This window comes from Haloactinopolyspora alba (assembly GCF_003014555.1).
GTDB lineage: Bacteria > Actinomycetota > Actinomycetes > Jiangellales > Jiangellaceae > Haloactinopolyspora > Haloactinopolyspora alba.
In genome coordinates this window covers 78,451-96,772 of record NZ_PYGE01000004.1, presented here as the reverse complement: position 1 = coordinate 96,772, position 18,322 = coordinate 78,451, and the positions used below count along the sequence as shown (strand labels likewise).

General features: G+C 71.4%; 16 protein-coding genes. 13 read left to right on the top strand and 3 right to left on the bottom strand.

Translation table 11 applies throughout. The features are described from left to right. Positions 1-40: 40 nt before the first annotated feature. The 5 genes from CLV30_RS07015 to CLV30_RS06995 all read left to right on the top strand — a co-directional run bounded on the left by CLV30_RS07015 (position 41) and on the right by CLV30_RS06995 (position 6,170). A complete protein-coding gene (locus tag CLV30_RS07015) occupies positions 41-1,351 on the top strand; it encodes an extracellular solute-binding protein (protein ID WP_106536492.1) in 1,311 nt (436 codons plus the stop codon). Between the two features lie 22 nt (positions 1,352-1,373). Continuing rightward, entirely contained in the window at positions 1,374-2,312 is a 939-nt protein-coding gene (locus CLV30_RS07010; RefSeq protein WP_106536491.1) for a carbohydrate ABC transporter permease, read from the top strand. Beyond that, positions 2,309-3,232 carry a carbohydrate ABC transporter permease gene (locus tag CLV30_RS07005; RefSeq protein WP_106536490.1) on the top strand — a complete coding sequence of 308 codons (924 nt, stop codon included), beginning with the start codon at positions 2,309-2,311 and terminating at the stop codon, positions 3,230-3,232. Before CLV30_RS07010 ends, CLV30_RS07005 begins: the two co-directional genes overlap by 4 nt. Positions 3,233-3,308: 76 nt before the next feature. Continuing rightward, positions 3,309-4,817, top strand: coding sequence for an arabinosylfuranosidase ArfA (arfA, locus tag CLV30_RS07000; RefSeq protein ID WP_106536489.1), 1,509 nt, complete (start codon positions 3,309-3,311; stop codon positions 4,815-4,817). 156 nt (positions 4,818-4,973) lie between these two features. Continuing rightward, positions 4,974-6,170 (top strand): AAA family ATPase, encoded by a 1,197-nt coding sequence (locus CLV30_RS06995; RefSeq protein WP_106536722.1) that lies wholly within the window; start codon positions 4,974-4,976, stop codon positions 6,168-6,170. Positions 6,171-6,245: 75 nt separating this feature from the next. On the opposite strand, the gene CLV30_RS06990 is transcribed toward CLV30_RS06995, so the two are convergent. Continuing rightward, positions 6,246-7,598, bottom strand: a complete 1,353-nt coding sequence (locus CLV30_RS06990; protein ID WP_165358471.1) for a globin domain-containing protein — start codon at positions 7,596-7,598, stop codon at positions 6,246-6,248. Between the two features lie 441 nt (positions 7,599-8,039). Between CLV30_RS06990 and CLV30_RS06985 the strand changes: the two genes are divergently transcribed. Both CLV30_RS06985 and CLV30_RS06980 read left to right on the top strand, forming a co-directional pair. Next, entirely contained in the window at positions 8,040-8,486 is a 447-nt protein-coding gene (locus CLV30_RS06985) for an ATP-binding protein (RefSeq protein ID WP_165358472.1), read from the top strand. Between the two features lie 19 nt (positions 8,487-8,505). After that, the gene (locus tag CLV30_RS06980; RefSeq protein WP_165358473.1) at positions 8,506-9,447 is read left to right on the top strand and encodes a DUF5926 family protein; all 942 of its coding nucleotides are present in this window, start codon (positions 8,506-8,508) and stop codon (positions 9,445-9,447) included. Between the two features lie 273 nt (positions 9,448-9,720). On the opposite strand, the gene CLV30_RS06975 is transcribed toward CLV30_RS06980, so the two are convergent. Next, entirely contained in the window at positions 9,721-10,932 is a 1,212-nt protein-coding gene (locus CLV30_RS06975) for an arginine deiminase (protein WP_106536485.1), read from the bottom strand. Between the two features lie 110 nt (positions 10,933-11,042). On the opposite strand from CLV30_RS06975, the gene CLV30_RS06970 reads away from it, so the two are divergent. From CLV30_RS06970 to CLV30_RS06960, 3 genes are all read left to right on the top strand, one after another. After that, positions 11,043-11,378 carry an ArsR/SmtB family transcription factor gene (locus CLV30_RS06970; protein WP_106536484.1) on the top strand — a complete coding sequence of 112 codons (336 nt, stop codon included), beginning with the start codon at positions 11,043-11,045 and terminating at the stop codon, positions 11,376-11,378. After that, the gene (locus CLV30_RS06965) at positions 11,375-11,857 is read left to right on the top strand and encodes an SRPBCC family protein (protein ID WP_106536483.1); all 483 of its coding nucleotides are present in this window, start codon (positions 11,375-11,377) and stop codon (positions 11,855-11,857) included. Before CLV30_RS06970 ends, CLV30_RS06965 begins: the two co-directional genes overlap by 4 nt. Positions 11,858-11,943: 86 nt before the next feature. Beyond that, complete coding sequence (locus CLV30_RS06960; RefSeq protein WP_106536482.1) at positions 11,944-12,699, top strand: glycosyltransferase family 2 protein; 756 nt, start codon at positions 11,944-11,946, stop codon at positions 12,697-12,699. Here CLV30_RS06960 and CLV30_RS06955 read toward each other — a convergent pair. After that, positions 12,685-14,979 carry a hypothetical protein gene (locus CLV30_RS06955; protein ID WP_106536481.1) on the bottom strand — a complete coding sequence of 765 codons (2,295 nt, stop codon included), beginning with the start codon at positions 14,977-14,979 and terminating at the stop codon, positions 12,685-12,687. The genes CLV30_RS06960 and CLV30_RS06955 overlap by 15 nt on opposite strands. A 196-nt stretch (positions 14,980-15,175) precedes the next feature. Between CLV30_RS06955 and pheA the strand changes: the two genes are divergently transcribed. From pheA to CLV30_RS06940, 3 genes are read left to right on the top strand one after another with little or no spacing between them, the layout of a single operon-like run. Further along, positions 15,176-16,120, top strand: coding sequence for a prephenate dehydratase (gene pheA, locus CLV30_RS06950; RefSeq protein WP_106536480.1), 945 nt, complete (start codon positions 15,176-15,178; stop codon positions 16,118-16,120). Positions 16,121-16,167: 47 nt separating this feature from the next. Continuing rightward, positions 16,168-17,439, top strand: coding sequence for a serine--tRNA ligase (gene serS / locus CLV30_RS06945; protein WP_106536479.1), 1,272 nt, complete (start codon positions 16,168-16,170; stop codon positions 17,437-17,439). Continuing rightward, positions 17,436-18,251 (top strand): HAD family hydrolase, encoded by an 816-nt coding sequence (locus CLV30_RS06940; RefSeq protein WP_205740530.1) that lies wholly within the window; start codon positions 17,436-17,438, stop codon positions 18,249-18,251. Before serS ends, CLV30_RS06940 begins: the two co-directional genes overlap by 4 nt. Positions 18,252-18,322: the final 71 nt, after the last annotated feature.

Sequence of the window (18,322 nt, the reverse complement as noted above, 5' to 3'; positions counted from 1 at the left end):
GACATGAACCGCCGCCAGGACGGGTCGGGAGGAGTCACGGATGGGTACTCACGGACGGGCACGACACCCGTCGCCACTCAGCAGGCGGGCGTTCCTCGCCGGCTCGGCCGCCACCGGCCTCGCGCTGGCGGGCTGCGGCGCCCCGGACGTCGCCGCGGGACGGGCACGCGTCAGGCAATGGAACCTGTTCGGCGGCGGGGACGGCGCCCGCCTGGTGCAGATGCACGAGCAGTTCCAGGACGAACACCCCCGGACGGCCCTGCAGGCCTACACGTTCGCGTGGGGCGCGCCGTTCTACACCAAGCTCGCGATGTCGGCAGCCGGCGGCCGGGCGCCCGAGGTCGCGACGCTGCACCTGTCACGGCTGCGCGGGTTCAGCCCCACCACGCTGCTGGACCCGTTCCCACGGAACATGCTCACCGAGGCGGGCATCACCGAGGAAAAGTTCCTCCCGGACGTCTGGCGACGGTGTCTCGTCGACGGCGACCTCTACGCCGTCCCGCTCGACACCCACCCGTTCGTCACCTACTACAACACCGAGATCTGCGCCGAGGCCGGGCTGCTCGACGCGGACGGGCGGCTGGCGCCGTTCTCCGGCGTCGACGGCCTGGTGGACGCGCTGCGCGCCGTCCGGGAGGTCACCGGGCAGTTCGGGGCGTCGGTCGAGACGACGAACCCGTGGCGGCTGTGGTACTCGCTGTACCGCCAGCTCGACGGTGAGTTCTTCGACGAGTCCGGCACCGAGCTGATCCTTGACGACGACAAGGCCGTGCAGGTGCTCACGCTGATGCGCGACCTCGCGGACGAGGGCCTGCTGCCCAGGTTCGCCGACTATCCGGCCTGCGTGGCGATGTTCTCCAACGGCCAGGCCGGGCTCAGCTTCAACGGCGAGTGGGAGGTGACCACCTACACGACCGCGGAGCTGCCGTTCAGCATGGCGCCGTTCCCCGACGTCTACGGCTCCATCCGCACCGCCGGCGACTCGCACACCTTCGTGCTGCCGCACCAGCGCGACCGCAGCACCGAGGACACCCGCGCCACCGTCGAGTACATCGCCTGGATGCTCGAGCACAGCGTCGACTGGGCCGCGGGCGGACACATCCCCGCCTACCAGCCCGTCGCCACCAGCGACGAGTACCTGGCCCTCACCCCGCAGTCGGAGTACCGCGAGGTGGCCGACGACGTGCAGTTCGATCCGCAGGCGTGGTTCAGCGGATCCGGCTCCCAGATGCAGAGCGAGGCCGCCGCCGCGTTCGCCGGCGTGACCTCCGGAGACCTGCCCCCCGAGCAGGCCGTCGCGCAGTTCCGCGCCGCCGTGCTCAAGCTCCTGGACACCCCGTCCCCGGTCTGACCTCTTCCCCACGGAGACTCACATGGCAGTCAACGTATCGAGCACCGCCGCGGGACGGTCGGGCACGGCAACGGCCCGGACCGGCTCGCCCCGGACCGAACGCCTGGCGGGACTGTGGTTCGTCCTGCCCTTCCTCGCGCTCTTCGCCGCCTTCATGATCTGGCCGGTCGTGTCCGGGCTGTGGCAGAGCTTCTTCAACGTCAGCCTCGCCGGCGGTGAGGCCTCCTTCCTCGGACTCGACAACTGGACCGAGATGATCGGCGACGCCGCCGTCTGGGACTCGCTGTGGAACACCGTGGCGTTCACGCTGATGAGCACGCCGCCACTGGTCGCGATCGCGCTGGTGATGGCGCTGCTCGCGAACCGCAGCGGCTGGTTCGGCTGGCTCCTTCGGTTCGCCTACTTCGCCCCGTTCGTGCTGCCCGTCGCCGTGGTCACGCTCATCTGGGTGTGGATGTACCAGCCGGGCTTCGGGCTGGTGAACGCCTTCCTCACCGGCATCGGCCTGCCCGAGGTGGGCTGGCTCAACGACGAGAGCGTCGCGATGCTCTCGGTGGTCATCACCACGACGTGGTGGACCGTCGGTTTCAACTTCCTGCTCTATCTCGCCGCGCTGCAGGGCATTCCGCAGCACCTCTACGAGGCCGCCGCGGTCGACGGCGCGTCCCCGCGGCAGCGGCTGTGGCGCGTCACCCTGCCCATGCTGCGCCGGACCACCGGGCTCATCGTCGTCCTGCAGCTGGTCGCGTCGCTGAAGATCTTCGACCAGATCTATCTGATGCTCGACGGCGGGCCGAACAATTCGACCCGGCCGATCATCCAGTACATCTACGAGACCGGCTTCACGAGCTATCGCATCGGATACGCCTCGGCGATCTCGTACATGTTCTTCGCCGTGATCATCCTCATCTCGGTCGCCCAGTTCCGGCTCTTCTCGGGACGCAAGGAGGAGTCGCAATGACCCAGGTCAACGTCGCCGGTTCGCGCTCGGCCCGGAACGGTGAGCCCGGTGCCGGCGTCTCGTCCGCCCGCGCCGCACGCCCCGCCCGCGGAGCCGGGCCACGCTGGTCGTTCGGCTCGGCGGCGGTCGCGGTCGGCGCGGCACTGCTCGCCGTCGTCTGGCTGATCCCGCTCGCGTGGGCGCTGTCCACGTCGCTCAAGCCCGAGGCCGAGACGACACGGATCCCGCTCTCGCTGCTTCCCTCGACGGTGACCGTGGACGCGTACACCAGCGTGCTCTCCAACGGCGACATCGTCCGCTGGTTCTGGAACAGCACGGTCGTCTCGGTCCTGGTCACCGTGCTGACGCTCGTGGTGTCGGTGCTCGCCGCATACGGGTTCTCGCGCACCCGGTTCCCCGGCCGGTCGGTGCTGTTCGCGATCGTCGTCGCCGGCATCCTGGTGCCGCCGCAGGTGCTCATCGTGCCGCTGTTCGACGAGATGGTGACGCTGGGGCTGGTCGACACCTACTGGGGCATCGCCCTTCCGCAGGTCGTCGCGCCGATCATGGTGTTCATCCTGAAGAAGTTCTTCGACGGCGTCTCCAGGGACTACGAGGACGCGGCCCGGGTGGACGGCGCGTCGCGGCTGCGGATCGTCTGGAGCGTCATCCTGCCGATGTCCAAGCCGATCCTCGTCGCCGTCGCGATCTTCACGTTCATCCAGGCCTGGAACAACTTCCTGTGGCCGTTCATCGTCACCACCGACCCGCAGATGATGACCATCCCGGTCGGCCTGGCGAACGTGCAGGGCTCCTACGGCCTGCGCTACGCCCAGGTGATGGCCTCGGCCGTGCTCGGCGGGCTGCCGCTGCTGGTCGTCTACGCGCTGTTCCAGCGCCACGTCATCCGTGGCGTCGGCGACGCCGGCATCAAGGGGTGAGGTGACGCCGGCCGCCACCACGTCAGCCCCGGCAGCGCCGCCGGTGCACCCCGAACACCCGAATGGAGAACACCACGTGCTGAACGCGACCCTGACCATCGACCCGGCGTTCCGGGTCGCTCCGGTGAACCGGCGGACCTTCGGCTCGTTCGTCGAGCACATGGGGCGGTGCGTCTACACCGGGATCTTCGAGCCGGACCATCCCACCGCCGACGAGGACGGCTTCCGCAAGGACGTCCTGGAGCTGACCCGTGAGCTGGGCGTGTCCCTCGTGCGCTACCCGGGCGGGAACTTCGTCTCCGGGTACCGCTGGGAGGACGGCGTCGGGCCCGTCGACCAGCGTCCCCGGCGCCTCGACCCGGCCTGGCACAGCATCGAGACGAACGAGTTCGGCCTGGGCGAGTTCGCCCGGTGGGCGCGCAAGGCCGGTGTCGAGCCGATGATGGCGGTCAACCTGGGCACCCGCGGCGTGCAGGAGGCGATCGACCTGCTCGAGTACGCCAATCACCCGGGCGGGACCCGCTGGTCGCGGCTCCGGCACGAGCACGGCTCGCCGGAACCGTACGGCATCGCCCTGTGGTGCCTGGGCAACGAACTCGACGGCCCATGGCAGATCGGGCACAAGACCGCCCGGGAGTACGGCCGGCTCGCGGCCGAGACGGCGCGCGCGATGCGCATGATCGACGGCGACCTGGAGCTGGTCGCGTGCGGCAGCTCCGGCTCGGGCATGCCGACGTTCGGCTCCTGGGAGGCCGAGGTGCTGGACGAGGCGTTCGACCTCGTCGACCACATCTCCTGCCATGCCTACTATCAGGAGTTCGACGGTGACCTGTCGTCGTTCCTGGCCTCGGCGGTCGACATGGACCGGTTCATCGCCGCCGTGACGGCGACCGCCGACCACGTCGCGGCGAAGCGGGGGAGCCGGAAGCGGATCGGCGTCTCGTTCGACGAATGGAACGTCTGGTACCAGAGCCGTCACCGCGAGACCGGAAACCCGACCGACTGGGAGGTCGCTCCGCGCATCATCGAGGACGAGTACAACGTCGCCGACGCCGTGGTGGTCGGCAACCTGCTGATCTCGCTGCTGCGGAACACCGACCGGGTCGCGGTGGCGTGCCAGGCGCAGCTGGCGAACGTGATCGCCCCGATCCGTAGCGAGCCCGGCGGCGACGCGTGGCGGCAGACGACGTTCCATCCGTTCGCACTCACCTCGCGGCTGGCGTCCGGCGAGGTGCTGCAGGTGCGGAACTCGTCCCCGTCGGTGCGCACCGCGCGGTTCGGCGAGGTCGACGTGGTCGATGCCGTCGCGACCCACGACGACGACGCCGGCACGCTGACGTTGTTCGTCGTGAACCGGTCCACCGAGGACGACCTGCGCGTCACGGTCGACCTGCGCGGGCTCGCCGCGCACGAGGTCGCCGAGGCCTGGACCGTCCACGACGCCGATGTCCGGGCCACCAACACCGAGCAGCAGCCGGACCGGGTCACCCCGCACCCCACGGCAGACGTCCAACTGACCGCCGGGACGCTCGCCGCGACGCTGCCCGCGGTGTCCTGGACCGCGATCCGGCTCACGACCACCTGACCGAACCGCACCCCATGTCCCCATGATCATCGGCACTTTCCGGCCTATATGACGGCCAAGTGCCGATGATCATGGGGTAGGGGCGGCGCGACACGCGTATCCGTCCGTCTAGCGAAATCTACGGCTCGAGCTAGACGACCCCATACAGTGACGATCATGGATCCGGTGCGGAACCCGTATGCCCCTGGTGCCGGTCAGCGCCCACCAGAGCTGGCCGGCCGCGACCGTGAGCTCCAGCAGTTCGACGTCGTCCTCGAGCGCATCGCCCGGGGCCGCCCCGAGCGCTCGCTGGTGCTGACCGGGCTGCGCGGCGTCGGCAAGACGGTGCTGCTCAACTCGCTGCGTTCGCAGGCCATCAACCGGATGTGGGGAACCGGCAAGATCGAGGCGCGGCCCGACCAGTCGCTGCGGCGCCCGCTCGCCGGAGCCCTGCACATGGCCGTGCGTGAGCTGTCGCCGCGGCACCGCGACCCGGACGCGGTCGACACGTTCCTGGGCGTGCTCAAGGCCTTCGCCCTGCGCTCCGCCGGCGACGACGCCAAGCTGCGCGACCGCTGGCAGCCCGGCATCGACGTGCCCGCGGCCACCGGCCGGGCCGACACCGGCGACCTCGAGGTCGACCTGGTCGAGCTGCTGGTCGACGCGGCGTCTGTCGCGCGTGACGTCGGCGTCGGCATCGCCGTGTTCGTCGACGAGATGCAGGACGTGCCGCCCGCGGACGTCTCGGCGTTGTGCGCGGCCTGCCACGAGCTGTCGCAGCAGGGACTGCCGCTGGTCGTGGTCGGCGCCGGGCTCCCGCACCTGCCGGCCGTGCTGTCCGCGTCCAAGTCGTACTCCGAGCGGCTGTTCCGCTACGTCCGCATCGACCGGCTGGACCGCGACGCCGCGAGCTACGCCCTGGTCTCCCCGGCCGCGGAAGAGGGGGTCAGCTACGAGCAGTCGGCCCTCGACGCGCTGTACGAGGTCACCGAGGGCTACCCGTACTTCGTCCAGGCCTACGGCAAGGTCACCTGGGACCACGCGCCGACGGACCCGATCGCGGCCGACGACGTGCGGGTGGCCTCCCCGGACGCACAGGCCGAGCTGGCGGTGGGGTTCTTCGGCTCGCGCTACGAGCGCGCCACGCCGGCCGAGCGCGACTACCTGTGCGCCATGGCCGCACTGTCGGACGAGAACGACAGCGCGGTGCCGACCTCCGACGTCGCCACGTACCTCGGGCGCAAGCCGTCGTCGCTGTCGCCGTCGCGTGACTCGCTGATCAAGAAGGGGCTGGTGTACTCCGCCGAACGCGGAACCATCGCGTTCACGGTGCCGCACTTCGGCATCTATCTGCGCACACACGCGACCACCTGACGAGGTCACGCGGGCTCTCGTGCTCTCTAGGAGTGTCTAGAGCTGACCTTAGACAGACCTAGACGAGCGGATACGTCACCAGAGACCGTAATCGTCGAAGACGATCTGATCCTCGGCGACACCCTGCTCGCGCAGCCGCTCGATGCTGGTGGACACCATCGACGACGGACCGGCGACGTAGACACGGTGCCGCCGCCAGTCGCCGTACGCGGAGACGATGTTGCCCATCAGGTGCGGGCTGCGGTCGGTGGGACCCTCCGGCGAGACCACCGGAACCACGGTCAGCCGGCGGTAGCGCACGCCGATCGACTCCAGGTGCGGCAGCGCGTAGAGGCTGTCGCGGTCGCGCCCGGCGTAGAACACGTGCACCCGGCGCCCGTCCTGGCGCTGCTCGAGCTCCTGCAGCGTGGCCAGGATGGGCGCGATGCCGGTGCCGCCGGTGATGCACAGCAGGTCGCTCTCGGAGCGCGGACTGGCGATGTCGTGGCCCTGCGGCGCCCCGACGTGCAGCACGTCACCCGGCTCGGTGCGCCAGACCAGGGCGCTGCTGACCCAGCCGGCACCGACCGTGCGGACGTGGAACTCCAGCAGGCCGTCGTCGCGTGGCGCGGAGGCCATGGAGTACGCACGCCAGATCTTGGGCCGGCGCGGGGTCGTGAGGTACGCGTACTGTCCGGGCCGGTACGGGTAGTCCGTGTGCGGGCGCACCTGGATGACCGCCAGATCGTCCAGCACCCGGCGGTGGTAGACGACCTCGGCGTCCCACCACGGCGGGGCGATGACCGCGTCGCGCTGAGCCGCACCGGACATCGTCGTCGCGATCCAGTCGTAGGCCTGGATCCACGCCTGCTCGTGCCGCGGCGTCCACTGAATGCCCAGCATGTTGCGCAGCGCCAGGATCAACGCCGAGCCGACCGGGGCGTAGTGCTGATCGATGACCCCGAACTTGCGGTGGTCGCGCCCCAGGCCCTCGAGATACGGGACCAGGTCGTCACGGTCGTCCGCGGTGCCGACGATGTGCACGAGGGCGCCGAGCAGCCGGGACCGCTGCACCGCCATGCCGGCGCCGAACATCTCGCGGGTCTCGGGCGCCAGCGCGAACAACTGGGCGTAGAAGTCGGAGCCGAGCTCGTCGATGCGGTCGCCCACCAGCGCGAGGGTCTCGCGTAGCGCCTCGGTGTCGAGCCCGGTGGTGTTGCGTGGCTGCGCCTCGGCGGCCGGTGCGGCGCCGTTCGTGTACGCGTGGCCGTCGTCGCGTTCGCGTTCCCCGTGCAACTCGTGGACCTCCGCCATCCGGTGGTCGCTGTCCGCCGATGTCTCGGCCTGCACCGGGACGTGATCGACGCCCAGCAGCGAGGCCTCGTCAGGCTCGGTGTACGCGCCGGTCTCGTCGAGCGCGCGCGCCTCGACACCGGCCGCGTCTATCACGGCGTCGCCCGTCGCGCCCCCGGTGCGTCCGCTCTTCGCCCCGCGTCGTCCCGAAGACCGGGAGTGAGTCCACATCGTCATCCTCTCCGCCCCGCACTAACTTAGCGGTCCACGGGCCACTTCGACACGGAAGGAAGAGGCACGCTCGGACATACCAGCGCGAGGAGGGCATCACACACGCTAGGCTGTGCGCGTCCCGGCTGCGCGTGCATCTGCATATCCGCTGGTAACCCAGGGTGACAGTGACCGCAACCGAGCAGCAAGTACGTCCATGACGCAGAGTGAGAAATCGTAAAGCTGAATCTCAATATATGGACACAGCGCCGTGGCACGTGCTTCACTATCGTGGAGGTTTGAACGAGCGCCATAGTGGGCACCACTGCATTCGGGTGTGGCATGGGTTCGGCGAAGGGAGAGCGACCTGTGGGCCGAGTCGTCACCGTGAATCACGCGGCCCCGACGGACGGCGCCGGCGCCATCGAGCTGACCAGCACGGTCGGCAGCGTTCCGCGCGCCCGCCATCACATCGCCGAGAGCCTTCACGGCGCGGGTCTCACGCCCGTGGTCGTCGAGAACGCACTCATCGTCGTCACCGAGCTCGTGACGAACGCCGTGCTGCACGCACGGCCGTTGAACGGCGGCACCGCCCCCGGCGGCGTCAGCCTCCGCTGGACCGTCGTCGGCGAAACCGTCATGATCGATGTCACTGACGGTGGTGGCGCCGAGCACCCCAGGCTGCAGCAGCCGGCCACCGCCGAGGACGCCGGCCGCGGGCTGGCCATCGTCGACGCGGTCGCCCTCGAGTGGGGCGTGCGCACCGAGCCGGCCGCCGTCACCGTCCACGCGGTCGTCGGCCCGTGGGAGCCGGACGCGCCGCGCCCGGCGTGAAGCTGACCGCCGCCCCCGGATGCGGATACGCTCGCCTGCCGTGAATGCGAGTACTGAGATCCCCGAGGTCGGCCCTCGGCAACCGTGCCCCTGCGGCTCCGGCAAGCGATACAAGGTCTGTCACGGCAAGCACACACGTGCCGCCGAACGGACCTACGTCGCCCGTCCGTTCGCCGGTCTGCCCGGCGAATGCGACTGGGTGGCCATGCGCGAGATCATCTCGGCGGCCACCGCACCACTGGTGCTCGCCGGCGAGCACGCCGACCGGGACGTCCTGGCCTGCACCCTGCTTCCGGGCGCGATGCCGGCGCTGGTGCGCGACAACGGCCAGGTGCTACTGGCGCTGCAGACCGTCGCCGGCGGCGGTGACGCCAGCGCCGACCTCGGCCACACACTGGCCACGGCGCTGGCCGCCGAGCCGGGCTCGTCCGTCGTGCCCGGACCGCTGCCGTCCGACGCGCCCCGGCTGCACGACCTGCTCGACCTCGACGCCGAGTTCGTCGTGACGGTCCACGACACGTTCGACTTCTGGATCGACCCCGAATCCGAGACGCCGGCCGAGGCGCGCGCCTCGCTCGAGGAGGCCAACGAGGCCGTCGTGCCGACGGCACGCCTCGACTCGGTCACCGGTGCGTACTGGTGCAGCCTCGACGACCGCGACCAGGTCCGGTGGGTGCTGCCGCACGAGGAGGAGCCGCTGCTGGACGCGCTCGCGCGGCTGCACGCCGCCGACGCCGACACCCTCGGCGAAGGCACCCGGCTGCTGGGGACGTTCCGCACCCACGGGCTGCTGGTTCCGGTCTGGGACCTGGTGGAGGGGACCCGCGCCGGCGACGTCGAACAGCCGGCCGCCGAGTTCGGCGCACGCCTGGACGAGGCCCTGGCCGAGACGGCGCCGTTGAGCCGTGAGCAGCGGCGCGCCCGTGCGGGTCTGGCCAACCGTCAGGTGACCATCCGGTGACGAGGACCGACACCGGTCCACGGTGACGCCGAGCCGTCGTGAGCGGACGCCAAAGGCCCCGGCCGCTCACGACGGGGGAACACGAGCGACCGGGGTCCGACCCAGATTACCCGGTCGATGGCCCGAAAGATCCACCCGCAGAAAACTTCTTCATCTTCATACCGTTACAGTCAGGTCTCGACGCGGTGGGATGCCGTGGGATTTCGGATGACGCCTGTTGTCCCCGGATCGGACCCCCAGTCATCCCGGGCTCGACAGCAGCCGACAACCCGGTCATCGACGTGCTGTTTCACGCCGAACAGGGCAGGACATGCACCGGGGACCACCGCGGCCCGAACCGAGTTCGCTCCCCGGGATCCGCACGACCTCGATGCCCGACTCCTCCAGCCGTGCGTTCGTCTCGACGTTGCGCTCGTACGCCACGGCCAGCCGGGGACCGATGGCCAGCGTGTTGTTCCCGTCGTCCCATTGCTCCCGCTCGGCCGTGACGGGGTCCAGGCCGGTCTCGATGGTGCGCAGCGCGTCGATGCCGAGCGCCGTGGCGGCGGCGTCCACGAACGGCTCCGAGGGCTGCCCCACGAGGTCGCCGTCGGCCCAGCGCAGCGCGACGGCCGTCAGTTCGTCGGCGACGTTCGGATACACCAGGATCGCGTCCTCGTCGACCATGGTGCAGACCGTGTCGAGGTGCATGGTGGCCCGGTCCTGCGCGATGGGAACGGCGAGGACGGTGTGCGCCAGGCCCTGCCCGAGCACGTTCCGCGCCAGCCGCTCGACACCGGCCGGGGTGGTCCGCTCGCCGGTCCCCACCGCCACCACACCCGGGCCGAGCAGCAGCACGTCACCGCCCTCGAGGCTCTCGAGGTCCGGCCCGTACACCGCCTCGGTACCGGCGAAGCGCGGGTGATGCCGGTAGATCGCCGCGGTCAGGCTGGTCTCGCGCCGGCGGGCGGACATCGCCAGGCTCGTGACCGCCACCTGGTCGGCGATCCACACCGCGGAGTCGCGGGTGAACAGCAGGTTCGGCAACGGGTCGACGACGAAGTCGCGCCGGTTCATCAGGTCGTACACCAGGCCCCGGCCACCGCGCAGTTCGTCGTGCGCGAGCCCGGCGATCAGCACCTGTGCGAGATCGTCCGGATGCAGATCGTCGAGGTGGGCGCGGAGCACGGCCCGCAGCGTGTCGCCGTGGCGTGGATCGGTCAGCACCGCGTCGATGCAGGCCCGGCGTGCCTGCGGGACGGCGAGGGTCTCGGCGAGCAGGTCGGCGAGGTAGAGCACCTCGACCTGGTGTCCGCGCAGCACGTCCGCGAACGCGTCGTGCTCCTCCTGGGCCCGGCCGACCCACGGGATGCCGTCGAACAGCAGCGTGTCGTTGTTGCGTGGCGTCAGCCGTTGCAGCTCTGCGCCGGGCCGGTGAAGCAGGACGGTCCGGAGCCGTCCGACCTCACTGTCGACGGCGTCCACGCGCGTGGACGAAGTGGTCATCGTCGCTGAGGCTACGCGACGGCGCGCCGGCCCGGCTCATGGTGTGTGGCTGGTGTGTGGGCGCGTGCGTCTGTTGACGGGCGCACTGCGTTCGTGGAGACTTACCGTTCGTGGACACTTACCGAGTTGCCCGTGCCTGGGAAGCGCTGGGCGACGACACCCGGCGCGCCATCGTCGAGCGCCTCGCGCAGAGACCGCAGGCGGTCGGTGAGCTCGCGGCCGCGCTGCCGGTGAGCCGGCCGGCCGTCTCCCAGCACCTGAAGGTTCTGAAGGAGGCCGGCCTGGTCGACGACAGCGCCGCCGGGACGAAGCGGATCTACCGGCTCGATCCCGCGGCCGTCGGTGCACTGCGTGACCAGCTCGACCAGTACTGGAACCGGGCGCTCGCGGCGTACAAGGACGTCGTCGAGCACGGCAACGACGAACCGGACAAGGAGAAGGAATGACCGACACCACCGTCCAGCGGCACATCGTCGTGCACGCCCCGGCCGAGCGGGCCTTCGAGGTCTTCACCGCACGGTTCGGGGACTTCAAACCGCCGGAGCACAACCTGATGGACGTGAGCATCGCCGAGACGGTGTTCGAGCCGAGGGTCGGCGGGCACATCTACGACCGCGGCACCGACGGAAGCGTGTGCCGCTGGGCCAGGATCCTCGCCTACGAACCACCGGACCGGGTCGTGTTCAGCTGGGACATCGGTCCCACCTGGCAGCTCGAGACGGATCCGGAGAAGGCCAGCGAGGTCGAGGTCCGGTTCGTCGCGGAGACCCCGGACCGGACCCGGGTGGAGTTGGAGCACCGCAACCTGGACCGGCACGGTCCGGGGTGGGAGAACGTCCGCGCCGGTGTCGACGACGACGCCGGATGGCCGCTGTACCTGCACCGGTTCGCCGCGCTGTTCGCCGAGGCGACCCGGCTCCCGTAACCGCAGGCGCGGAGGCCGGCGCGGGCGCCGGCGCACCGGGACACCACCCGGACACGGCGCCGGTTCCCCGTCTAAGCTGGGCCGTCATGACGAACGACGAGACGCCCACGCCCGACGTCGCCGCGATCATCCCGGCCAAGGACGAGCGCGAACGCATCGGCGCCACGGTGACGGCGACACGGAGCCTGCCGTCCGTCGATCTCGTCGTGGTGGTCGACGACGGCTCGGCCGACGACACCGCCACGGCGGCGTCCGAAGCGGGCGCCGTCGTGGTCGGGCACTCGCGCAACCGCGGCAAGGCGGCGGCCATGGAGACCGGCGCCACCGCGGTCGCGGCGATCGAGGCACGCGAGCCCGCCCGCACCGCACCCAGGGCGCTGCTGTTCCTCGACGGCGACCTCGAGGAGACCGCCGCGAACGCGCACCCGCTGGTCGAGCCGATCGTGGACGGCACCGCCGACATGACGATCGCCGTGCTGCCGGCCCAGCGCAGCGCCGGCGGCGGCCGCGGTCTCGTCGTCGACCTGGCGCGCACCGGCGTGGCCCGGGCGACCGGCTGGTCGCCCACGCAGCCCCTGTCCGGGCAGCGCTGTCTCACCCGCGCGGCGTTCTCCGCGGCGCTGCCGCTGGCGCCCGGGTTCGGCGTCGAAACCGGGCTCACGATCGACCTGTTACGCCAGGGCTTCCGGGTGGTCGAGGTGGACGTGCAGTTCCACCACCGCGTCACCGGGACGGACCTGCAGGCCCAGCTGCACCGCGGCCGGCAGTACGCGCACGTGCTGCGTGCGCTGACCACCCGCGGCGTCCGGCCGGCGCTTCCGGAGCGGCTACGTCGGCGCTGACCCGCCGGCACGCTCGACGAGCTCGGAGCCGGTCTCGGCCGGGCCGGCCTGCCGATGCGCCGCCGCCACGGTGCTCACTCCCAGCGGGATCCCGGCGGTGAGCAGCAGCGCGGGAATGATGACCCCCGAGTCGTTCGCCGCGAACCCCGCGGCACCGCTGAGCAGGGCAGACCACACCGCATAGCGGAACAACGGCCACCGGCGGACGGCCTCGCTGGTCGCCGGCACGTCGGTGGAGCGGGTCAGCCAGATGATGATCACGTACCCGATCGGCACCAGCAGCCCGTAGATCGGCCAGCGCTCGACCGTTCCGACGGAGGCCTCGGCCTTGCGCAGGATGACCGTCAGCGCGTCGCCGGAGAGCACGTCGGCGAAGAAGCCGCCGAAGTGCGTCCGCGCCCCCGGCGGACGCAGCCAGTCGACCCAGGCGAGGACGAAGAACAGCACGGTCGCGCCGACCCCCGCGAGCGCGACCCGCACCACCGTGACGCGGGCGCCGAGGGTACCGAGCACCAGGACGGCGAAACCCGGAATGGCGGCCAGGATGCCGCCGACGTCCGCGCCGGCCTGCGGCGCTCCGTCGATCACGACCGCGACCAGCCCGACGACGGCCACCCCGGTCGCCGCGAACCGGCGGGTGTGCCCGCGATCGAGCAGCCACTGCCCGAGCGCGGCGGCCGCCACGAGACTGGCGACCACGAAGATCGCGAACGGGATGTTCCCGAACCCGTAGAACCGGCCGGCCACCAGCGGCGACAGTCCCAGCAGGCTGGACTGCTGCAGGCTCGACCCGCTGGCGACGTCGATGGCCAGCACCGTCGCCGTGACGCCCGCGACCACGCCCGGCGGGCCGTAGACCCGGCGTCTCCACGGTCCGGCCAGCGCCAGCACCGTCAGCACCAGCGTCGCCATGGCGATCGACGACCACAGCACCACGTTCAGCTGCTCGTAGCGCCACCACCCGCTCAGGTTGGCCAGGTACGACGCCACCGGCGCGGCCGCCGCGACCAGCGCGACCACCTGGATCACCCGGAACGTGCCCGACCGGCTCGCGCCCCGGCGCCGCCACAGCACCAGCAGCGCGACCGCGACCACCGCGAGGTGGCCGATGCCCAGGATCTGGAAAAACGGCCCGGACTGGACCCGGTAGATCTCGGCGGCGCGGTCGACGCCGACGAGCTCGGAGATCGTCGCCGCGGCTGACGACGGATGCGCCGACGACGAACGCCAGTACCGGCCGTCGAACCCCCGGGACGGCTCGTCGGCGCCGGCATAGCCGAGCAGCGTCGGCGCGACGTCGGTGAGCTGGACCAGCCCCTGCCAGTGCGTGGACGAGGAGGTCAGCCAGGTGGAACCGAACGAACCGCCCTCGATCTGCGGCCCGGAGGCCAGCGCGACGCGCAACCCCGCCGGGGGGATCGGGGACGGTTCCTCCGGCGACGGAACCGACGTCGCCGCACTGTCGGACAGCCCCGTGACCAGCAGCGCGGTGTCGTCGGGCAGCGAGTCGACGATCTGCCCGACGATGTCGTCCACGCCCGCCGCGACCTGCTGCCGGGTCTGCTCCGCCGCGCGCTGTTCGGCCTCCTCGGCCCCGGAGGGCGCCGGCGGCGGGAGCCCGCCCAGGTCGACCACGGTGACCGGGCATTCGGTCATGATCGCGCGGTCGATGCCACCGGGGGACGGATGGTACGACGCGACGCGCCCCGCGGAGTCGGCGAGGGCCATGGCCGCGCCGGGACCGACGGCTGTCGCACAGACGCCGATCTCACCCAGCCGGTCGCCGAGCAGGCCGATCCGCGCGTTGTAGGAGTTGTCCTGCTGTTGCTGGCGCAGCGCCGTCCACCCGGGCACGGCGACACCACCGTCGTCGGTGGGCGCGGGCTCCGGCGGCTGCCGGCAGAACCGGTCCTCGCGCTCGTCCCCGTTCGTGTCGCTGACGTCCGACGCGCGGCTGCCGGCGCCGACCGTCAACCAGCCGTCGACGACGCAGGTGTGCGAGCTCACGGTGCGCACGGTCAGCGAGCCGGCGGCGTCGGAGCCGGCCATGCGGTGCAGGTTCGGCATGTCCTGCTCGGTGATGTCGGGCCAGGCCAACCCGGCGACGCCGACGAACACCACCCGCGACGGCGGGTTCGCCGCGCCGTCCGCGGTGCTGCCGGCATCGTCGGTGGCCGCGGACGTCCCCGCCACGGCCGCCGTCGCCGAGCCGAACGGGGCGAGGCACGCGACGGCCAGCACCATCAGCAGCAGGCGCGCACCGAGACGGCGCGGGTGCACTCCTCGCCGTGGAGAGCTCCCGCCACCGCGGCCGGCCCGGTCTGCAATCATCACCGTCGACCGTATCCGCACCTCCGCGGCGGTCACGCGTCACCTGCACGAATTGTGGCCAGGCTGTCATACGCGCCCCGGCGGTGCCGTGCGCGACGATGCGCCGACCACCCCACGTGCGGTGGCGCCGCGTGGTTAGGCTGCAATGGTGGTGGGAACGACGCGATACGCCTATCTGGGTCCTGAGGCCACGTTCACCGAGGCCGCGGCGCTGCGGCTGCCGGCTGTCGCCGGCGAGCGGCTCGATCCGCACCCGACGGTGCACGCGGCCATCGCGGCCGTTCGCACCGGCGAGGCGACCGGCGCGGTGGTGCCGCTGGAGAACTCCGTCGAGGGGTCGGTCAACGCGACCCTGGACGAACTGATCCGCGGCGAGGCGCTGGCCATCTCCGCCGAGGTGCTGCTGCCCGTGACGTTCGTGCTGATGGCGCGGCCCGGCACCGACCTCGGCTCCGTTCGCCGCATCGTCACGCATCCGGTCGCCGAGGCCCAGTGCCGCACCTGGGTCAGCACCAAGCTGCCGGACGCGGTCGTCGAGCTGGGTTCGTCGACGGCGGCGGCCGCGGTGGCGGTGGCCGAGAGCGCGCCGGGCGCGGACGGGCACCCCTACGACGCCGCCATCGCCGCGCCGCTGGCCGGCGAGCGCTACGGCCTGGACACGCTCGCCCACGACATCGGCGAGGACGCCGAGGCGCTGACCAGGTTCGTCCTCGTCTCCCCGCCGCGCACCCCGACCGCACCGACCGGCTCGGACAAGACCAGCCTGGTCGCCTACATCCGCGACGACCACCCGGGCGCGCTGCTGGAGATTCTCGAGCAGTTCGCCACCCGCGGCGTCAACCTGACCCGGATCGAGTCCAGGCCGACCGGCAACGGCATGGGCCGGTACTGCTTCGCCATCGACTTCGAGGGACACGTCGCCGACGCGCGGGTCGGGGAGGCGATGATGGGGCTGCGGCGGGTCTGCGCCGACGTCCGGTTCCTCGGCTCGTACCCGCGTGCCGACGGTGTCCGGCCGCCGATCCGGCAGGGAACGTCCAACGCCGACTTCCGCGACGCGGCCGCCTGGCTGGAGCAGCTGCGCGGTTAGCAACACCCCCGAGCACCGGACCGGGTGCTGCGGATACCCTCTCAAGGGTGCTGGATCTGCGTCTCATCCGTGAGGACCCCGACCGTGTACGCGCCTCGCAGCGAGCGCGCGGCGAAAGCGTCGACGTCGTCGACCAGCTGCTCGCCGCCGACGAGGCACGCCGGTCCTCCCTCACCGAGTTCGAACGGCTGCGCGCCGAGCAGAAGGCCCTCAGCAAGGACATCCCCAGCGCCTCCGGCGACGAGAAGCAGGCGCTGCTGGTCCGGGCGAAAGAGCTGTCGGCGCAGGTGAAAGATGCCGAAGCGGCGGCGGACGACGCTCAGCGCGAGCTCGACGAGCTGGCGCTGGTCCCGTCCAACGTCATCGTCGACGGTGTTCCGGCCGGCGGCGAGGACGACTACACCGTCCTGCGCGAGGTGGGCGAGCGTCCCGACCTCGGCACCGGTGAACAGGCTCGCGACCACCTCGAGATCGGCGAGAGCCTGGGCGCCATCGACACCGAGCGGGGGGCCAAGGTCTCGGGCGCGCGGTTCTACTTCCTGACCGGCGTGGGTGCGCAGCTCGAGCTCGCCATCCTCAACCTCGCTCTCGCCACGGCCGCCGAGGCCGGGTTCACCCCGATGATCACGCCGACGCTGGTCCGCCCCGAGATCATGAGCGGCACCGGGTTCCTCGGCGCACACGCCGACGAGGTGTACCGCATCGAGGCCGACGACATGTACCTCGTCGGCACCAGCGAGGTGGCGCTGGCCGGGTACCACTCGAACGAGATCGTCGACCTGTCGAACGGCCCGCTGCGGTATGCGGGCTGGTCGGCGTGCTACCGGCGGGAGGCCGGCTCGTACGGCAAGGACACCCGCGGCATCATCCGCGTCCACCAGTTCCACAAGGTCGAGATGTTCTCGTACTGCCGCGCCGAGGACGCCGTCGACGAGCACGAGCGCCTGCTCGGCTGGGAAGAGCGGATGATGGCCGCCATCGAGGTGCCGTACCGGGTCATCGACACCGCGGCGGGCGACCTCGGAGCGAGCGCCGCGCGCAAGTACGACTGCGAGGCCTGGCTGCCGTCGCAGTCGCGCTGGCTCGAGCTGACCTCCACCTCCAACTGCACGACGTTCCAGGCCCGCCGGCTCGGCGTGCGCGAGCGCACCGACGGCGGCACGCGGCACGTCGCCACGCTGAACGGGACGCTGGGCACCACCCGGTGGATCGTCGCCATCCTCGAGAACCACCAGCAGCCGGACGGTTCGGTACGCGTCCCCGTCGCCCTGCGCCCCTACCTCGGCGGCCGTGAGCTGCTGACACCGGCCGGCACGTGAGCGGCCGCAGGCGGAGGCGGCCGACGCTGGTCGCCCTGGATCTCGACGGCACGGTGGTCGGCTACGAGGGCTTCCAGGCGATGCCGACCGAGGCCGTCACGGACGCCGTCCGGCGGGTGACCGAGGCCGGCTCGCACGTCGTCGTCGCCACCGGTCGCTCGGTGCACTCCACGGTGCACCTGTTCGAGCCGCTCGGCCTCAAGGAAGGGTTCGCCGTCTGCTCGAACGGCGCCGTCATCGTCGACGTCGCCACCGGCGAGCCGGTCCACGTCGAGACGTTCGACGTCGGCGATCCGGTCCGGTACTTCACCGAGCAGGTCCCGGACGCGTTGCTCGCGGTCGAGGAGCTCGGCCGGGGTTTCCGCGTGACCGGCGAGTTCCCGGTCGGCGAGCTGGAGGGCGAGGTCACTGTCGTCGACCACGACGACCTGATCGCCAACCCGGTGACCAGGCTCGTCGTCCGGTGGCCGGACGGCGACCGGCACCGGCTGTCCGAGATCGCCGCACAGTCGGGGCTGCGCAGCATCGACTACGCCATCGGATACTCCGCCTGGCTGGACATCATGCCCGCCGGCGTCACGAAGGCCTCCGGTCTGCGCCACGTCGCACAGCGGCTGGACGTGGCCGCCGAGGACGCGCTGGCCGTGGGCGACGGACACAACGACCTCGAGATGCTCACCTGGGCCGGCCTCGGCGTGGCCATGGGCCAGTCCGCCGACGACGTCAAGGCCGTCGCGGACGAGGTCTGCGGTGACGTCACCGAGGACGGCCTGGCCGGACTGCTCGAGCGGTTCTTCCCGCCCGGGGCCTAGCCCCGGAACGATGGCGCCACCGGGATCGTCGAAGCGGCACCATCGGTGTTCTACAGTGACGGGGCGCGCCA